Genomic DNA, 17,891 nt, shown 5'->3' with positions numbered 1-17,891 from the left:
TTGGGGACCGAGAAAAGACATGGCAAGCGTGGACGACCTGCTACAGAGCATTGCGGATTCACCAGACGGACCGGGCATTGCGGCCATCTTCGACTTTGATGGCACCCTGATCGCGGGTTTCTCTGCCACAGTGTTTATCCGCGAGCAGCTGCGCCGTGGCGATCTGTCGCCGCGAGAGTTCGTGGAGCTGATGTCAGCCATGACCAACTTCGGGCTGGGCAATATGGGCTTCTCCGGCATGATGGCGATCAATGCGCAATTCATGCGCGGTATCGAGGAGCAAACCTACGAAGAAATAGGCGAGGAGTTGTATCAACGCCAAATAGCCCGCCTCGTCTATCCCGAGTCGCGAGCGCTGGTTGATGCCCATCTGGCCAAAGGCCATACGGTTGCCATTATTTCCTCGGCGACGCCCTATCAGGTGGAGCCCGCTGCGAAAGATCTCAACATTCCCCATGTGCTGTGCACAACACTGGAAGTGGCCGACGGGCAGTTTACCGGCCAGGTTAACCGGCCCACCTGCTTCGGGCAGGGTAAGGTCGATGCCGCAAAAGCCCTGGCCAAGAAGTACAAAGCCAATCTGGACGAGAGCTTCTTTTATTCCGACAGCACTGATGACCAATTACTGCTGGAACGGGTTGGCCTGCCACGGGCGCTGAACCCCAGCAGCAAGCTGCGTGCTCTGGCCCGGGATCGCGGTTGGCCGGTCGCCAACTTTGGCAGCCGTGGGCGACCCACTGTCGGGCAGTTTGTGCGCTCCATCGCTGCCACCGTCAGTTTGGTGCCCACCTTTGCCGCAGGTCTACCGATTTACGCCCTCACGGGCTCTCGCCGGGACTCCCTGAACTTCTCACTGTCGCTGTTCGCCGATACCGCCAGCGCACTGATTGGCTTAAACCTCAACGTGAAGGGTGAAGAGCATCTGTGGTCGCACCGCCCCGCCGTCTTTGTTTTCAACCACCAGAGCAAGGCCGATGTCGTCATCATGGCGCAGCTGGTGCGCCGGGACATGGCCGGGGTAGGCAAGCAGGAGATCCGCAAGATGCCGGTCATCGGCAAGGTGCTTGAGCTGGGAGGCGTGGTGATGATTGATCGCGCCAACAGTGCAAGCGCAATACAGGCCATGGCACCGCTGGTGGAAGCCATGCACAAGGAAGGCAAGTCGGTTGCCCTTGCGCCAGAGGGCACGCGCTCGATTTCGCCACGGCTGTCGCGCTTCAAAAAAGGCGCGTTCCACTTAGCGATGCAGGCTGGCGTTCCCATGATCCCCGTGGTTATTCGCAATGCGGGCGACGTGGCGCCCAAGGGCGACTTTGTGTTCAGGCCCGCCACTGTAGATGTCGAAGTACTGGAGCCGGTGGACACCAGTCAGTGGCAGACAGACACCATAGACGACCACGTACGCGAAGTACGCAACCTCTTCCTGGAGGCGCTGGGCCAACCGCTGGAGCCAGAGCCCCGCAGCAGCGGGCGCAAACCACAGGCAGCGGCAAAGACCAAGACAAAAGCCAAAGCGAAGACCAAGACCAAGACCAAGACCAAGACCAAGACCACAGCGAAGACCAAATCGACAAAGCCGGCCAAGGCGAAGTCACCGGCGAAAAAGGCAGCGGTGAAAAAGCCTGCCGCCAAGAAAGCGTCGCCTAAAAAGTCTGCCGCGACGAAAGCCCGCAGAACGCCAGCCAAATCGGCCGCCAAAGTTAAACCCAAGTTGCGCAGCGGTAGTTAATGCAGGTGCAAAATACGAATCTGCGACCCAAATTTCAGGTCGACCCCTGGCCCGACAGCCCCAATGAGAATGTGTTGTTCCTTCTCGATGCCAGTAATAGCTTCGAAGAGGAGCTACTGACACAGTGGGTAGCGCACCATCGGGGCGAGCACAGTGCCGTTCAGCAGCACATGCTGGCCATAGACCTTGGCGACGACCGCAAGGGCATCGACAGCAGCGCTCTGCTGGACCGACTGGGCATGGACCTCCCTGACGACGCGGTTATCGCACCCCTGCGAATCGCCTGGCTGCCCAGTGAATCTTCAATCAACTCGGGGCCCCGTATTCGGGACTTTCTGCTCGGCGACCCGCGACGCCCAGGCCCCAAGAAAGGCCAGAAGATCATTAACCGCTTCCCCAGCCGCATGCAATTGCTGGTGGGTGCGCCGGATACGCTGGGTAACTTGAGCGGGCGTTACGAACACAAGTACGGCATCAGCACCGACGAAGCCCGAGAATCCTTTGCCAAGTTTGTTGCGCGTCAGGCGGCGATTGTCCTGGATATCGCCGAGCGAAGGCTGCAAGGCGGCCGCTATAAAGTGCCCCGCTACGTGGCCGAAAGCCTCAAGGCCAACCGCGCCTACAATGAGGCACTGGATGCACTATCAGCGGAGGAAGGCAAGAGCAAAACCGAGCTGCTGAAAACTGCCTCCGAGTACATGAAGGAGCTGATCTCCATTCCCAGCACCTTCTGGCTGGACGTGTGGGCCAAGTTCAACAACTTCTGTCTGGGATTGGGCTACGAGAGCGAGCTGGTCTACGATCAGCAATCTGTAGAGAACCTGCGCAAGGTTGTGCGCGACCACCCCTCAATGCTGCTCTGGACACACAAAACCTACCTGGACGGGATGGTCGTGCCCAAGGTGCTCTACGACAACGACTTCCCCATGCCGCATATGTTTGGTGGCGCCAACCTGAACTTCCCCGGGCTGGGCTTTCTGGTGCATCGCTCCGGCGGCATCTTCATCAAGCGCAGCTTCCAGGACAATGAGCTCTACAAGATTACCCTGCGCCATTACATAGGTTACCTGATGGAGAAGCGCTTCCCCATGAACTGGTCCTTTGAAGGAACGCGTTCACGCATGGGTAAGCTGATGCCGCCCAAGTACGGCTTGTTGAAATATGTGCTGGAGGCCTGTCACGCGACCGACGCGCGCCAGATTCATATTGTTCCCATTTCCATCAACTATGACCTGATCCGGGACGTGGAAGAGTACGCCACCGAACAGACCGGGCGCGGCAAGGGGCCAGAGTCACTGCGGTGGTTCGTGGGCTACGTGCGCAGTCTTGCCCGCCCCATGGGCAAGGTCTACATGGACGTGGGTGAACCCGTTGTACTCGATCGGGCGCCTGAACCCGACGACAGCCTGGCCCTGTCGAAAATTGCCTTCGAGGTCGCGGTGGAGGCCAACCGTGTTACACCGATTACCTTCCCGTCGCTGCTGACCATGGTCTTGCTGGGCGCCGCACCGCGCGCACTCACCGAGGAGGAAGTGGTTGAAGACCTTGACGCGCTGCTGGCCTGGGCGGAATCGAGAAACGTGCGCATCTCCAAGGATTTCGACAGAGCCTATGCCGAGCAAATGGACGGCCTGCTGGGCATCATGATCGACGAGGGCGTGATTACGCGCTATAACGAGGGGCCCGAGACTGTCTACGGCATCGCCATGGAACAACACCCCATGGCGAGCTACTACCGCAACACCATTATTCACTTCTTTGTGAACAAGGCGATTATTGAGCTGGCGGCACTCAAGGCCAGCGAGCAGGAAGGGCCAGCCGCAGTGGAGGCATTCTGGGCCGAGGTCGAACACCTGCGAGACCTGTTCAAGTTTGAGTTCTTCTACTCACCTACAGAGACTTTCCACCAGGAAATTCGCGATGAACTGGATCGTTACGGCACCGACTGGGAAGACTTACTAACGCAGGGCACCATCGGCTTCCAGGCATTGCTGGCTTCCATGGTACCGCTGGTTTCCCACGTCGCTCTGCTGACCTATGCCGAAGCCTACGTGGTGGTGGCCGATTTACTGGCCCGCAAAGAGTCTTGGGAGTCGTTGGAGCAACAGGAGTGCATCGACGAGGCGCTGAAACTCGGCAGACAGGCATTCCTGCAACGACGTATCAGCAGCGAGAGCTCTATCGGCAAGCTGCTTTACAAGAACGGATTCCAGATGCTGCAGCATCGCCAGTTGACCGAGGGTGGCGCAGATACCCTCAAGGAACAGCGAACCGCAGTGGCTCTGGAGATACGCGATGTATTGCGGCGCATCGAAGTCATTCGCGCCATCGGTGTCGCCAGTCGCGGCGCCTTCCGCTAACAAGAACGGAGAGTCATGAAACAGTTAAAAGCGGGACTATTGGGCGGCGGTTCATGGGGTACGACAGTGGCTGCACTGATGTGCAGAAACGTACCAGTAACACTGTGGGCCAGGAACGCCGATACCGTAGCGGAGATCAACACCAACCATAGCAACACCACCTACCTGCCTGATGCCATGCTTCCGGAATCGCTAGTTGCCAGCACCAGCATCGAGGAGACTGTGGCCGACGCGGATGTCGTGGTGATGGGCATCCCCTCGCAGAGTTTTCGCGAGGTGCTGTTGGAGGTAAAGCAGCACATTCGGGCCTGGGTGCCGGTGATCAGCCTCACCAAGGGGCTGGAGCTGGATACCCGCATGCGCATGACCGAGATCATCAACGAGGTGCTACCGGGACACCCGGTGGGCGTGCTCACGGGGCCCAACCTCGCGCGGGAGATAATGGCGGGTCAGGCGGCCGCGTCCGTGATCGCCATGGAAGATGAAATCATCGTCAAAGAATTGCAGAACGTGTTTAAAAGCGGCTTGTTCCGGGTTTACACCAATACCGACGTGATCGGCTGCGAACTTGGTGGCGTGTTGAAAAACATCATTGCCATTGCCGTCGGCATGGGCGACGGCCAAGGCGCTGGCGACAATACCCGGGCAGCGCTCATCACCCGTGGCCTGGCTGAAGTCACGCGACTCGGTGTGGCGATGGGCGGCAAGCCCGAAACTTTCGCAGGATTAGCCGGCATGGGCGACATGATCGCCACCTGCACCAGCCCCCAGAGCCGCAACCGCCACGTGGGTATTGAGCTGGGCAAGGGCCGGGCGATGCAGGAAATCATTGACGATATGGTGATGGTGGCCGAAGGGGCAAAAAGCGCACCTGCAGTCATGGCGCTGGCCGAAGAGTACGGCGTAGAGATGCCCATTGCCAGCGATGTCTACCGCGTGGTCAGCGGCCAGACTAATGCCCGGGGTGCCTACCGGGGCTTACTGCGTGTCACCGCCGGCGCCGAGTCAGAACCCGGCTGATCCACGCACAGGGGCTGCCGAATCGACTGGCCCCCATTCGCGAGCTATTGCACAATACCCCCAGCGCCGGGAAGGGGCCCGGCGCGAGGTATTTGGGCTTCGGGGCTAACATCATCATGCGATCGCAACACATCCTCAGGCTGGGCGCCTTTGTCACCGCCCTGCTGTTCGCCCAAGCGGGCTTCGCAGTTTCCAAATTCAGCAACCTGGCCGGCAACCCCGGCCTTCGCTCTGCGAGTGCCATGGTGCTGGATGCGGACGGCGACGTGATTTACGGCAAAGACCCCTACAGCGTGCGGCCTATTGCCTCTATTACTAAGCTCATGACAGCCATGGTCATCCTGGATGCCCAGCTGGATCTGGATGAGAAGATCACCATCACCAAAGCCGACCGCGACATGATCAAGCTCACGGGTTCACGCCTGGAGTACGGCGCCAAACTCAGCCGCCGCGAGCTCATTCTGCTGGCCCTGATGTCCTCGGAAAATCGTGCCGCCACCGCTCTGGGACGTACCTTCCCCGGTGGTATGGATGCGTTCATCGTGGCCATGAACCAAAAGGCGCGCACCATCGGTATGACTGACACCTGGTTTGCCGATCCGGCCGGCCTGAAAGTGGACAACGTTTCCACCGCTGCCGACCTCGCCCTGATGGTGTCCGCCGCCGGCGGTTATCCCCTGATCCGCCAGGCAACCACTACGCGCCGCCAGGAAGTCCGCCCTTACAGCTCACGCGGCCCTCTGGCTTACGGCAATACCAACCGGCTGCTGAAAAACGCCAGCTGGGATATCGGCCTGTCGAAAACCGGCTATATCAACGAGGCCGGTCGCTGCCTGGTGATGCAGGCGAATATCGAAGGGGAGGAAGTCTCCATTGTGCTGCTTAACTCCTTTGGCAAACTCACGCCTTTCGGCGATTCCAACCGATTGCGCAAGTGGATGCTGGCCAACAGCTAGTCCGTCACGAATTAATCACCAGAGACCGTCATGAGCCTGCAAAAACGATTCATCACCCTGCTTGCCACCGCCGCGTTCAGTGCAGGCGCGGCTGCCGATTATGACCGGCTGATCAGCGCCAATCTCGGCGGTCTGAAGCTGGACGACCAAAAGGGCGACGCCATCGACGGTGCAGGTGAGCCACTGGATATTGAATTCCCGACACTGCCCATCGGCGGCATTGAAGGCGAGTATCGCTATGGCGGCGAGCGCCTGGCCTGGGGCATCAATCCCGGCGGCAGCGTGGCGTGGAAAAGCAGCGGTACGCGCGTTGCCGGAAGCATCGGCGGCAGCAATGGCGCTGTCATCGCGATCGACGTGGACAATGCGTTTTTCTTCGGCGAGTTACACCTGGGTGGCTACGTACGCGGGCGCCTGGGCGAGTCCGTCACCGCCTATGCCGCCGCTGGCCCCATGGTCACCTACGGGAAAGTGTCGGTAGAGGACGAGGACATTCAGGGTGCAGATGACACCCCCGAGTTTTCCGACAGCTCCGACTTCGGTTTTGGCTACTACGCCCGAGCCGGTATCGACCTCGAGATCAAAGGCGAGCAATCGGTAGGCCTGGGTATTCGCTACATCAGCACCTCCCTGGAATTCGATGACGGCATCGGCGATATCGACATTGAAGGGCCATCCGTATTCCTGAGTTACACAGTCCCCCTGTAACCCCGCGTTGTGCATGCCCGGGTATCGCTTCATCGACACCGAAGCGGTCCTACACGCGTAAGCTTTCCAATCGCCCCATTTTGCGGGCTTGACCCTGCAAGCGACGGTTGAAACACTGGCGCCCTGTTCATGGAGACCACCTATGATTAATCGCCGACAGCTGTTGCAATACGGCGCCAGCGCTGCTGCCGCCGCTTCCCTGGGGCTGAACGTACAAGCACAGGAAAGCGCCCCAATGATTACCCGGGCGATACCCAGCTCTGGCGAGGCCATACCCGTTGTGGGCATGGGCACTTCTCGCACCTTCGATACCCCCGACGATGCCGATTCCATCGCGCTGCTAAAACAGGTTATGCAGTCCTTCTTCGCCAATGGTGGCAAAGTGATCGACTCCTCGCCTATGTATGGCAATGCCGAAAGCCGTGTGGGCGATGTCATTCGCGGCATGGAACAACAGCCACCCGTATTCGCTGCCACCAAAGTGTGGACCACCGGCAAGGACGCGGGCATTGCTCAAATGGAAGAATCCGCACGCCGTATGGCAGTAGATACCTTTGATCTGATTGCCGTGCACAACCTGCAAGATTGGGAAACCCACATGGCCACGCTCAAGGATTGGAAGGAGCAGGGCAAGGTGCGCTACATCGGCATCACCACATCCCACGGCCGCAGCCACGATGAGTTCATCAAGGTGATGAAGACAGAACCCATCGACTTCGTGCAGTTCAGCTATAACATCATGGACCGTGCCGCGGAAGAGTCTCTGTTCCCGGTGGCCCAGGAACAGGGCATTGCGACCATGATCAACCGCCCCTACCAGCGGGGCTCACTGTTCGCCAAGACCCGCGGCAAGGACCTGCCCGATGTCGCTGCGGACATCGACGTGGACAGCTGGGGACAGTTCTTCCTCAAGTTCATTCTGGCGCACCCAGGCGTGACCAGCATCATCCCCGCCACCTCCAAAGTGCATCACATGGATGACAACATGAAGGCCAATCTGGGCCGTGTTCCCGACAGCGACCAGCGAGAGGAGATGCTGCGCGTTTTCGCCAGCCTGTAAATCGTGAGTACATCATCGCCAAACTGGGTGCAGCGCACCCTCGCACGCGCCTGTGAAATTCACCCCGAGGAAGTGCGCGCAACCTTAGCGTCGTTCTCGTTGGTGCTGGTACTCATGGGCTCCTATTACCTGCTCAGGCCCCTGCGAGACGCCATGGCCAGCGACTGGACCGATGCGGAGGTCAGCTGGCTGTGGACTTTCAACTTCTTCTTTAGTGCCATTGCCGTCTCGCTGTATGGCACAGCGATTTCCAAGGTCCGAATCGAACGCCTGGTGCCCACAGTCTATGGCTTCTTTGCGGCGAGCTTTGTGGCCTTCTACGTCGCTACGCAGATAGTGGCGGATCGCACCCTCATCGATAAGTCGTTCTATGTGTGGATCAGCGTGTTCAGCCTGTTCCACATCTCGGTGTTCTGGAGCTTTATGTCAGACACCTTTTCCAAGCCCCAGGCTAAACGTCTGTTCGGATTTATAGGCGCAGGCGCCAGTATCGGGGCCATTGGTGGACCTGCCATAGCTGCCGCGGTTGCCGGCTTTGCAGGCACCGACCCGCTGCTGCTGATTGCCAGCGCACTCATTGTGCTCACCCTTCCCATCGTGCTGTGGATTCAGCGCCTGAAAGAAGCTGAGATGCACAATCGCGACGTCAGTGCCAAGCCGGGGGACCTCCAGTACATTGGCGGCAACCCGCTGTCGGGCTTCGTCGACTTCCTGAAGAGTCCCTATTTATTGGGGATCGCACTCTTCATCTTTCTGTACACGGTCATCAGCTCGTTTGTGTACTTCGAGCTGAAGAACCTGCTGGCGGATTACAGTCGCGCCGAGCGATCCCAGATCTGGGCGATGATGGACCTGGTGGTCAATATCCTTACGCTCGTTATCGCAGCTTTTGCCACCGGCCGTATGGCGAAGTACATGGGACTGCCCTTCACACTGGCCTCTGTGCCAGTGGCCATTGGCCTGGGAATGCTGGTATTGGCCGCAGCACCCATGGTCGCGGTAGTGGTGGCTATCCAGATTGCCCGTCGCGCAGGCAACTACGCGATCTCCAGACCAGCACGGGAGATGCTGTTCACCGCTGTAGATCGGGATCTGCGCTTCAAGGCGAAACCGGTGATCGATATCGTGGTGTACCGCGGCGGCGATATGCTAAGTGGCTGGGCCTTTACTGGCCTGACCACCTTAGGTTTGGGAATGGGCGCCATGGCAGCAGTCGGTGCCGGCATCGCCGCACTCTGGGCAGGCGTGGGTATTTACCTGGGCCGGCAATTCAACCGTATGCAGGGCACCATCGAGGAACAACCCGAGGCCGCCTGATCGCATCGCTGCGCGGTTCAATTATTGATGATGGCTTGCGCCATCACACCAAATAGTTGAGCCGCGGCAATACTCATCCCACCATCATGACCTCAGCACAGGGGCCTGTCGCTATACTGCTCGGGTAACAACCAAGGACAGGAGCGCACACATGGCCCTCGCAGCTGATTACAACCTGGGACCGAATACCTTCCCACGTGGGTGGTTTATCGTCGCCGAAAGCAAGGAACTGGATGACGGTCCGCTGGCGGTACGGTTCTTTGGTGAGGACCTGGCGCTGTACCGCGGAGAGAGCGGCAAGCCCGTGCTTTTGGATGCCTACTGCGCACACATGGGAACGCACTTGACGGCCAGCGAAAGCGCGATGATCGTCAAGAACGGCGAGCAAATCGAAGGCGACTCCATTCGCTGCCCCTACCACGGCTGGCGCTATGGCCCCGATGGACAGGTTAACGATATTCCTTATTTCGATGGCCCCTGCCCCAAGTCTGCTGCAATACGCTCCTACCCGGTGGTCGACAATATGGGGTGCATCATGGCCTGGTATGACCCGGATGGCCGGGAGCCCGACTATCAGCCACCCATGCTGTCACAATGGGATGACCCGCAGTGGGTGCAGTGGGAGTTAGACCATCTGGGTGAGCTGGCGATCCACCCGCAGGAGATCTTGGACAATATGGCGGACGCGCGCCATCTGGGCCCTACCCACGGTGCACCCTGTGAGTACTTTGCCAATGAGTTTAAGGACCACGTGTACATCCAGCGACAAGGCGGTCCGATGCAGCTGTACCAGACCTATTTGCAAACCACGACCTGGTACACGGGACCGGGCCTGCTGCTCTCCAAACAGGTGTTTGCCGGTAATGAGATCTATGAGCTGATCGCCAATACACCCATTGAAGACGGCCTGGTGAAAGCTTGGCATGCCATCCTTTATAAAGGCCAGAGCAATCCCGCCAGCGCCGAGGACAAGGCCGCCGCCAGAGAGGCTCAAGCAGGCGCGTTGGAAGCTTTCGGCGCCGATTTCAACGTTTGGCAGAACAAGCGCCCGGCACTGCGGATCATGCAGCTAAAGACCGACGGCCCCTTCCGACTGGGACGCAAGTGGTACTCGCAGTTCTACGCCAAGCCTGAGGACATGAGCGACATTCAGGCTGAGGTCAATGGCGAACACCTCACCCAGGGACTGAAAACCCCCGAAGAGGTAAACCACAATATCGACGGGGATTTACGCTTCACCGCCTAGCACTGTCGCGAGAGATACCCAGGGGTGCAATAGCGCCCCTTTTTTATGTGTCGGGTTTTTATGGGGAGGGCGCAGGAGGAACCTCTCACCCCCCGGCGCAGTCGAAGTATTGAATGACACAGCCCTGCCGGCGCCTCGGGCGCGTCGACATCTGCGATCAAAGGGCCAGTAATTGCGGATCACCCGCGCAGGCTATTCGGCTACACTGAGCCTTTGAATCGGCAACCGGCACTCGCATCACAGCCAGGAGATTGTTATGCCACGCCTTATCACTGTTATTGCGCTCGCACTACTGGTCAGCGCCTGTGCGACCAGCCCCACAGGGCGCTCCCAGCTAATGCTGATCTCGCCTGATGCAGCCATCGTGGAATCGCGTAAGGCCTACCTCAGTACAGTTAGCCAACTGGACCAGGAGAACAAGCTGGTCGATGACCCGCGCATGGCAGATCGCGTCGCCAGAATCACAGGGCGACTCGTCACCGAGGCCATCGCGCTATACCCAAAATCTGCCAACTGGGAGTGGAGTGTTGCCATCATCGATGACCCTGAGACTGTGAACGCCTGGTGCATGGCCGGCGGTCGCATGGCGGTGTACACCGGTTTGTTCGAAAAGCTCAAACTGACAGACGACGAATTTGCCCAGATCATGGGGCACGAGATTTCGCATGCGCTGGCCAATCATACGGCCGAGCGCATGTCCCGAGCCATGGCGACCAGTCTTGGGGTACTGGCGGTGGGCGTAGCCTCAGATCGCCCCGTGGCCACCATGGCGGGGGCCTCGGTGGCAGCAAAGGTGGCGCTCGAGCTGCCCAATAGCCGCACCGCGGAACTGGAAGCCGACAGGCTGGGTATCGAGCTAGCCACCCGTGCCGGCTACGACCCGGATGCGGCTGTTAGCCTCTGGGACAAGATGGGACAAAATGCCGGCAAGGCACCGCCGGAATTTCTCAGCACGCATCCCTCTCCGGGTAACCGCGGTGCCACGCTGGCCGCACTGACGCCCGAAATGCGCCAGCTCAATCCCAACGGCAAAAAGGCGGCAGTACACCCAGTATTGATCGTGCGTTAGGGCCCGGCGAGCCGCCGGGCAAATTAAGCACGGCTAGATATCAGGCGCCGGGGGCGAAGCGCTCCAGCACAGCAGCGCGCAGCAGATCGGGCGGCAACAGCCCTTGTTCCAAAATAAAGTCGTGGAACTCTCGCTGGTTGAAAGCAGCCCCTGTGGCGATTTCGACCTCGGTGCGCAGTCGCATCAGGGAAATGTAGCCGTAGTAGTAGGAGGTGGCCTGGCCGGGAGCCCAGAAGGCATACCGATCCGCCTCGGAGCTGGCCATAGGCAATGACAGCGCCAGTTGCTCCACCAGAAAGTCTCGCGCGCCGTCGTGCGTCATCTGACCGGTGTTCACCATTGGATCCAGGAACATCCGTGCCGCACGCATGATGCGGGTGTATAGGTTGAACAGTTGCCCCTCCAGAGGCAGGAACTCATGCATGATGGATTCTGCGTACAACCCCCAGCCCTCTGCGTTGGCCGAGTTAAAGGCAAACAGGGCTCGCGCCAACGAGGTACCGTTTTCTACCAGGCTGGCAAACTGCAATTCGTGGCCAGGGCGCGCTTCATGAACGGTGAGCGCCCAAACAATGGCATCATGGCTCCAGTCATCCATGACGGCATCGTCACCTTCCAGTCCAGGATTGGTTTGCACCAGCACAAACTCCCCGTACTGCCCGGTGTTGTTCACCAGCTGCGGTGGGGACATGAATGAGGCCGGGATAGCTGCCGACTCGGCCTCCGTGGCAACACGAATCACCGCGTCCCGCTCGGGCAGTGTAATGAGGTCTTCGCGCCGGATAATGTCTTCAATCACCAACAGGCGATCCTGATAGGTCTTGAGCACGTCTTCAGGGGCAATCTGTTCTTTCTTCAGCGCCTTGATCACGCTCACCAGATCTTTGTCATCCCAGCCACGCTTATCAGCGATCTGCACCGCCAGCGCCTTCATTTCGCTGCGCAACAGCTGGTAGCTGTACTGGGCCTGCGCAATCAGAGCCTCAGGGGAATCGTTGACACCGAAGTTGCGCAGATTGTCGGCGTAGATTGCCTCGGGCAGACGATTATCCTCTCTAGCACGCGGCACCATCTCATCGCGCAACCACTGCTCGTAATCGTTCAGCTGATCGGTAAGGATGGCGAAATTCTCTTCCCAACCCTCAAGCTCCGCACGCTCAAACAGCACCCGAATACCTTCGATATATCGCGGGGCATTACCCAAATCCGTTTCAAGCTCGGCGGTATAGGGCCCGAGCAAACCCGGCACATCGAAGCGCTCCTGCGTGCGTGCCTTGGCAAGCTCAGTTATCGGTTGATAGCCGTCTTCCTGCCCCGTGTACTTAGCCAACCTGGCGAGGGCAGCGGGGTACCGCGATGCTTCATTGCGGGGATCCAGCAGACTGTTAAAGCTGCCATAAATTGCGCCATGCACATCGTTGTAGGGCAGCATCATGTCGCGGTGCAGCTGGTTGCTCGCCAAGTCTGCCTGCACATCTTCGAGCATGATTTGCAGGTCCTGCCTGACCTTGGGGTCCTCCTCAGACTTCAGCCAGACCTGCAGCGACGCTTCATTGCTCCTGAGCAACTGCTGGCGACGCTCGAAGATGTTGGGACCAAGGTCCATGACTTCTTCGTCGTAATCGCTGATCCCCACGCCTGCAATAGACTCGGGCTGCAGTGCCGCCGATGCACGCAGTATCTGCATTGCGTAGCGATCGCTGTCTTCGATCCAGTCGGCCTGGGCCGACAATGACAAACCCAGACCAGCTAACAGCCCGATCGTCCAAGTGCGCATAGTGTGTCTCCGATTGGGGGTCGCCCGAAGGCCTCCCGGCACCGCCGGCGCGATTGAAATCCTGTTATGAGGTAAAAATAGCGCTGCCAGGCGCCCAGGTTGCGTGAAATCCGGCAGGCACCCGGTGCGGCATCTGCACGCGGGCGATGGGCCCCTGGGCGATATCACTGGCTTCAAAAACCAGGGTGTGGGACTCCCACGACTGGCTATCGGTGACCAGCGTTATGACATAACCATCGTCCTCGGCACGGGTGCGATCCGCCCCTTTACGCGGCGCAAAGACGGCCTCGCTGCCGTACACACCCTTGCCGTAATCCCACTCCTGTCGGCTACCGGTTTCATTGTCGTATTTGACCAAGCCCGTAAAACGCAGGGTATGCCCTCCCTCCTCTAACAGCGGAATGCGCTGATGGTAGGCGTAACGGCTCTTGATGCCGTGAAACAGCGGGTTGGTTTTATTGAATTCGGTATTGAGGTCATCAATGTCACCCTCGCGAACCTCGCCGGTGCGCACATTGAAACGCCAGCGGTAGTTATTGGCCTCCAAACGCATGTAGGCCAGCATATGCGATAGCTCGCCTTCTCCATTGTGGGCGCTGGGCATAGGGTTTACCGAGCGACAGCCATCCATGATGACCCAGTCACCCTCTTCCCAGCAATTGCTCACGTGCAGGATGTAACAGGGCTCACAGTCGAACCAGCGCACATCACTGCCCTGTCCGTGCCGGGGAATCAGGCCAAAGCGCGTGGGAATGTCACGGTGGAAGGTCAGCACCCGCATTTTATGTTTGCGCAACACCTCCGGGTCATGGAAGAAAGGCAGATCGTGCAGGATGGTGTAGTTCTGCGAGAAGCCGATATCGTGAGGCAACCGTGGCCCTGACAAATCAATCGCCACCTCGTGTTTGAGCTTTCCGCTGGGGTCAGCGACCCCGTAATTCATATAAGGAGGCTCATCACCGTAATCAAAGAACAGCAACTCGCCGGTGGCCCAGTCCACCTTGGAATGGGCAGACAGTCGCCTGTGATTACGCCCTTCCAGCTCAAAGTAACTCTGGGTCTCCAGGGTGTTCGGGTCCAAACGGTACGGGTGGCCCGCGTTGTACCACAGGGTCATCAGTCCGCCGGCATAGCAAAACAGGTCAGTATTGGAAGTATCCTTGATGCCAAACTCAGACACGCTGTAATCGAAGGGCCCCATCACCCCCGGCGAGATCGAACTACCGCGTTCGCGCTCACCGGCGATAGCAACCGTATCCACATAGCGATTGCGGTAGGCCACCTCACCGTCGCGAAAATACACGCCATGCACCATGCCATCGCCGTCGAAGGGGTGATAGCGATTGCCGGGCTGATGCAGCGGGTTGGGCCCGTTGCGGAAGTAAGCACCGTCGAGATCGGCAGGTAGTTCACCGGTAACGGGCAGCTGGCTCTCGGTCAATTCCTGCGTGGTGGGCGCATACACGCCGTGCAGATAGGGGTTATCGATCTGGTAAATCCAGGGCTGGGTGTCATCAAACTGGGTAACCCCCCCGATGCATTGGTCGGTGGTGGGGTATTCCCGCAAATTCAGGGCCTGGTTCACGTGACAACTCCGGCGGGCGAGCCCGCACAAACTGGAACGAGCAGGGTAAATAACCACCACCCCGGCTGCAAGCGATGTGCTTGTCAGGTGCGGGCGGCTAACCTAGGATTTCGAGACGTCATTGACTAGCACCCCGAACGTGTACACCAGCCACCCCGACCGCCGCGAACAGCTCACCCGCCTGGAACTCTGGCGCGAACTGACCCTGCATGGCCACCTGTTGCGCCACGCGCGGGCACACCCCGAGCGCGAAGCCATCGTCGATCCGCCCAACACCGACTCACTGTTGGGCCGGTCCGCGCTGAGGATGTCCTATGCCGAACTGGACAGAGCCAGCGATCATCTGGCGCTGCAGCTCACCGTAGCCAACCTCAGTGCGGGACAGCGTCTGATGGTGAAGCTGCCCAATACCTGCGAGCTGGTGGTGGCAGTGATGGCCGCCAGTAAGCTGGGCGTCGTGATCTCGCCGCTGCCCATGCAATACAGCACGCACGAAATCGGCTCGCTGGGGGCAGCTCTGAAACCCGATGCCATGCTGGTATGCGAGAGCTTCAAGGGCCAGTCTATCGCCATCGCTGCCCGGCAAGCGCTGCCCGGCGTCCCGGTATTTTGTGCAGGCAAGGACATGAACTGCCTTGCGCTGGAGCCACTATCAGAGGATGACCGCAACTGTCTGGCAGGCCTGGTTACTGATGACGCACACCGCACCCTCACAGTTTGCTGGACCTCAGGCACTACCGGCACCCCCAAGGGCGTGCCCCGAAGCCATGCCATGTGGGATGCCACCGCCAGAGTGACCGCCGAGGCCGCGGGCTACCGGGACGGAGAGCGCCTACTCAATCCCTTCCCCTTGGTGAATATGGCGGCGATCGGTGGCTTTTTATTCCCGGCCATGGAGTTGGGCTGCACGCTGGTGCTGCACCACCCGTTGGAGCCGGGGCTCTATTTGCAGCAGCTGCAGGAGGAGCGCATCAATTTCACCATTGCGCCACCGGCCCTGCTCAACCAACTGGCGGATGCACCTGCGCTCTGGCAGGGCAATGATTTCAGCGCGCTGCGCGCGGTGGGATCAGGATCAGCACCACTCTCCCCACACATGATTGCGGTGATGGAGAAGGACTACGGCAAACCGGTGATCAATTTCTATGGTTCCAACGAGGGCATCACCCTTTTTGCCACACCCGATACCGTGTCGGACACCGAACTCAGGGCCACTTGCTTCCCCCGGCTTGGGGTCGATTGCATTACCTGGGAGTCGGTGGGGCAAGCTCTGGTGCGCAGCAAGGTCATTGATCCGGATACCGGGGAAGACATTACAGTGTGCGGTGAAGCCGGCGAGCTGTGCTTTGCCGGCGCCACTGTGTTCGACGGCTATCTGGAACATACGCACGAGGCGGTGTTCACCGACGACGGTTTCTTCCGCACCGGGGACCTGGTTGAAATTTGCGGCACGCCCGCGCACTACTACCGAATCGTGGGCCGATGTAAGGACATCATCAACCGCGGCGGCATGAAAATTTCCCCGAGTGAAATCGATCAGTTACTGGCCGCGCTGCCGTCTGTGGCAGAGGGGGCCGTCTGTGCTTGCGACGATCCAGACTTGGGTGAACGGGTGTGTGCCTGTATTGTGCCTGCTGCGCAGGACGCACCGCCCACGCTGGACACCCTTTGTAGCGCACTGCGAGAGGCGGGCTTGGCAACGTTCAAACTGCCCGAGCGGCTGCTGATTTTGGATGCATTACCGCGCAACCCGATGGGCAAAATCGTAAGAACAGCACTCAGCGACCAGCTGCAGGGTGCAACGGAGACGCAAACATGAGTACCCCGATTTATATTCTGGGCGGTAGCCAGACTGACTTTGCCCGCAACTGGGCCCGCGAAGGTTTGGAGATTTACGACATGTTCTCCGCTGCGCTGACTGAGGCCGTGGCGGAAGCTGGCATTGAGCCGGCACAGATAGACGTCGGACATGTGGGCAACTTCGTGGGCGACCTGTTCGCCGGCCAGGGCTTGATAGGCGGCTTTTTCGGCCAGGTGTATGAGGAGCTGGCAAGCATTCCAACATCTCGTCACGAAGCAGCCTGCGCCTCGGGGTCTATTGCGGTGATGTCGGCGATGCGCGACATCGAAGCCGGGCACTATAACGTCGCCTGCGTGCTGGGCCTGGAGCTGATGCGCAATGTCAATGGCCGCACCGGCGCCGAACATCTGGGCGCCGCTGCCTGGCAAGGGCACGAAGCCACAGACTGCGACTTCCCCTGGCCGCACCTGTTTGATCGCATCACCCGCGAATACGACCAGCGTTACGGTATCGACGGCGAGCACCTGAACCGCATCGCCGAGATCAACTTCGGTAATGCGCGACTCAATCACAGAGCTCAGTCCAGGGACTGGCAGTTTCCCGAGGGTTGCTTTAGCGACAACGACGAACTCAATCCCGTGATCGAAGGGCGCGTGCGCAAAATGGATTGTGGCCAGATCACCGACGGCGCCGCCTGCATCATCCTCGCCAGCGAGTCCGCGGCGCGGGCGCATGCGCAGAAACACGGCCTGAGCTTGGAAGATATTCCGCGTATCAAGGGCTGGGGGCACCGTTCTGCCCCCATCATGCTGGAAACCAAGCTGCGCGCATCCAAGGACCAGCCTTTGTTGTTCCCGCATGCGGCAATGGCGCTGGAAGAAGCCCGCAGACGCGCAGGCTTTGGCCACATTACCGAGCTCGACGGCCTAGAAACCCACGATTGCTTTACGGTGACCGAGTACATGGCTATCGACCACAGCGGGCTCACCGCCCCCGGCGAAAGCTGGAAGGCCGTTGAAGAGGGGCGCATCAGTCGCAACGGCGATTTACCCATCAACCCCAGCGGCGGCCTGATCGGTTTGGGGCATCCCGTGGGCGCGACCGGCGTACGCATGGTGTTGGACTGTGCCCGACAGGTCACCGGCGGGGCCGGAGATTACCAGTTGAGCAAGGCGCAGAACATGCAGACCTTCAACGTGGGTGGCAGCACCACTACCTGCGCCAGCTTCATCATCGGCGTTGGCCCCTGACACTGACAGCTCG

Annotated in this window: 13 protein-coding genes; 11 read left to right on the top strand and 2 right to left on the bottom strand. The window is 59.5% G+C overall.

The annotated features are described in order from the left end of the window. The first annotated feature begins 19 nt into the window (after positions 1 to 19). The 9 genes from IE089_RS11690 (at position 20) to IE089_RS11650 (ending at position 11,465) form a co-directional block, all read left to right on the top strand. The gene (locus tag IE089_RS11690) at positions 20 to 1,729 is read left to right on the top strand and encodes an HAD-IB family hydrolase (RefSeq protein ID WP_189477988.1); all 1,710 of its coding nucleotides are present in this window, start codon (positions 20 to 22) and stop codon (positions 1,727 to 1,729) included. Continuing rightward, positions 1,729 to 4,089 (top strand): glycerol-3-phosphate 1-O-acyltransferase, encoded by a 2,361-nt coding sequence (locus IE089_RS11685; RefSeq protein WP_189477987.1) that lies wholly within the window; start codon positions 1,729 to 1,731, stop codon positions 4,087 to 4,089. Before IE089_RS11690 ends, IE089_RS11685 begins: the two co-directional genes overlap by 1 nt. A 15-nt stretch (positions 4,090 to 4,104) precedes the next feature. Next, positions 4,105 to 5,109, top strand: coding sequence for an NAD(P)H-dependent glycerol-3-phosphate dehydrogenase (locus IE089_RS11680; protein ID WP_189477986.1), 1,005 nt, complete (start codon positions 4,105 to 4,107; stop codon positions 5,107 to 5,109). 116 nt (positions 5,110 to 5,225) lie between these two features. Beyond that, on the top strand, positions 5,226 to 6,065 hold the full coding sequence (gene pbpG / locus IE089_RS11675; RefSeq protein ID WP_189477985.1) for a D-alanyl-D-alanine endopeptidase: 840 nt from the start codon (positions 5,226 to 5,228) through the stop codon (positions 6,063 to 6,065). 30 nt (positions 6,066 to 6,095) lie between these two features. After that, complete coding sequence (locus tag IE089_RS11670) at positions 6,096 to 6,773, top strand: outer membrane beta-barrel protein (protein ID WP_189477984.1); 678 nt, start codon at positions 6,096 to 6,098, stop codon at positions 6,771 to 6,773. Between the two features lie 142 nt (positions 6,774 to 6,915). Beyond that, complete coding sequence (locus tag IE089_RS11665) at positions 6,916 to 7,833, top strand: aldo/keto reductase (RefSeq protein ID WP_189477983.1); 918 nt, start codon at positions 6,916 to 6,918, stop codon at positions 7,831 to 7,833. 3 nt (positions 7,834 to 7,836) lie between these two features. After that, positions 7,837 to 9,150: an NTP/NDP exchange transporter gene (locus IE089_RS11660; RefSeq protein WP_229802726.1), complete on the top strand. Its 1,314-nt coding sequence runs from the start codon at positions 7,837 to 7,839 to the stop codon at positions 9,148 to 9,150. 151 nt (positions 9,151 to 9,301) lie between these two features. Further along, the gene (locus IE089_RS11655) at positions 9,302 to 10,396 is read left to right on the top strand and encodes a Rieske 2Fe-2S domain-containing protein (RefSeq protein ID WP_189477982.1); all 1,095 of its coding nucleotides are present in this window, start codon (positions 9,302 to 9,304) and stop codon (positions 10,394 to 10,396) included. 256 nt (positions 10,397 to 10,652) lie between these two features. Beyond that, positions 10,653 to 11,465, top strand: coding sequence for a M48 family metallopeptidase (locus tag IE089_RS11650; RefSeq protein WP_189477981.1), 813 nt, complete (start codon positions 10,653 to 10,655; stop codon positions 11,463 to 11,465). 40 nt (positions 11,466 to 11,505) lie between these two features. Here the strand turns inward: IE089_RS11650 and IE089_RS11645 are convergent, their stop codons facing one another. Together IE089_RS11645 and IE089_RS11640 are read right to left on the bottom strand one after the other, a co-directional pair. Next, complete coding sequence (locus IE089_RS11645; RefSeq protein ID WP_189477980.1) at positions 11,506 to 13,242, bottom strand: DUF885 domain-containing protein; 1,737 nt, start codon at positions 13,240 to 13,242, stop codon at positions 11,506 to 11,508. A gap of 64 nt (positions 13,243 to 13,306) precedes the next feature. Next, on the bottom strand, positions 13,307 to 14,827 hold the full coding sequence (locus IE089_RS11640) for a carotenoid oxygenase family protein (RefSeq protein WP_189477979.1): 1,521 nt from the start codon (positions 14,825 to 14,827) through the stop codon (positions 13,307 to 13,309). 121 nt (positions 14,828 to 14,948) lie between these two features. On the opposite strand from IE089_RS11640, the gene IE089_RS11635 reads away from it, so the two are divergent. Both IE089_RS11635 and IE089_RS11630 read left to right on the top strand, forming a co-directional pair. Then, positions 14,949 to 16,646, top strand: a complete 1,698-nt coding sequence (locus IE089_RS11635; protein ID WP_229802725.1) for a class I adenylate-forming enzyme family protein — start codon at positions 14,949 to 14,951, stop codon at positions 16,644 to 16,646. Next, a complete protein-coding gene (locus IE089_RS11630) occupies positions 16,643 to 17,878 on the top strand; it encodes an acetyl-CoA acetyltransferase (RefSeq protein ID WP_189477978.1) in 1,236 nt (411 codons plus the stop codon). Before IE089_RS11635 ends, IE089_RS11630 begins: the two co-directional genes overlap by 4 nt. The last annotated feature ends 13 nt before the right edge of the window (positions 17,879 to 17,891 follow it).

Source organism: Parahalioglobus pacificus, assembly GCF_014652275.1.
Taxonomy (GTDB): Bacteria; Pseudomonadota; Gammaproteobacteria; order Pseudomonadales; family Halieaceae; genus Parahalioglobus; species Parahalioglobus pacificus.
This window is presented reverse-complemented; position numbering and strand designations above follow the sequence as displayed.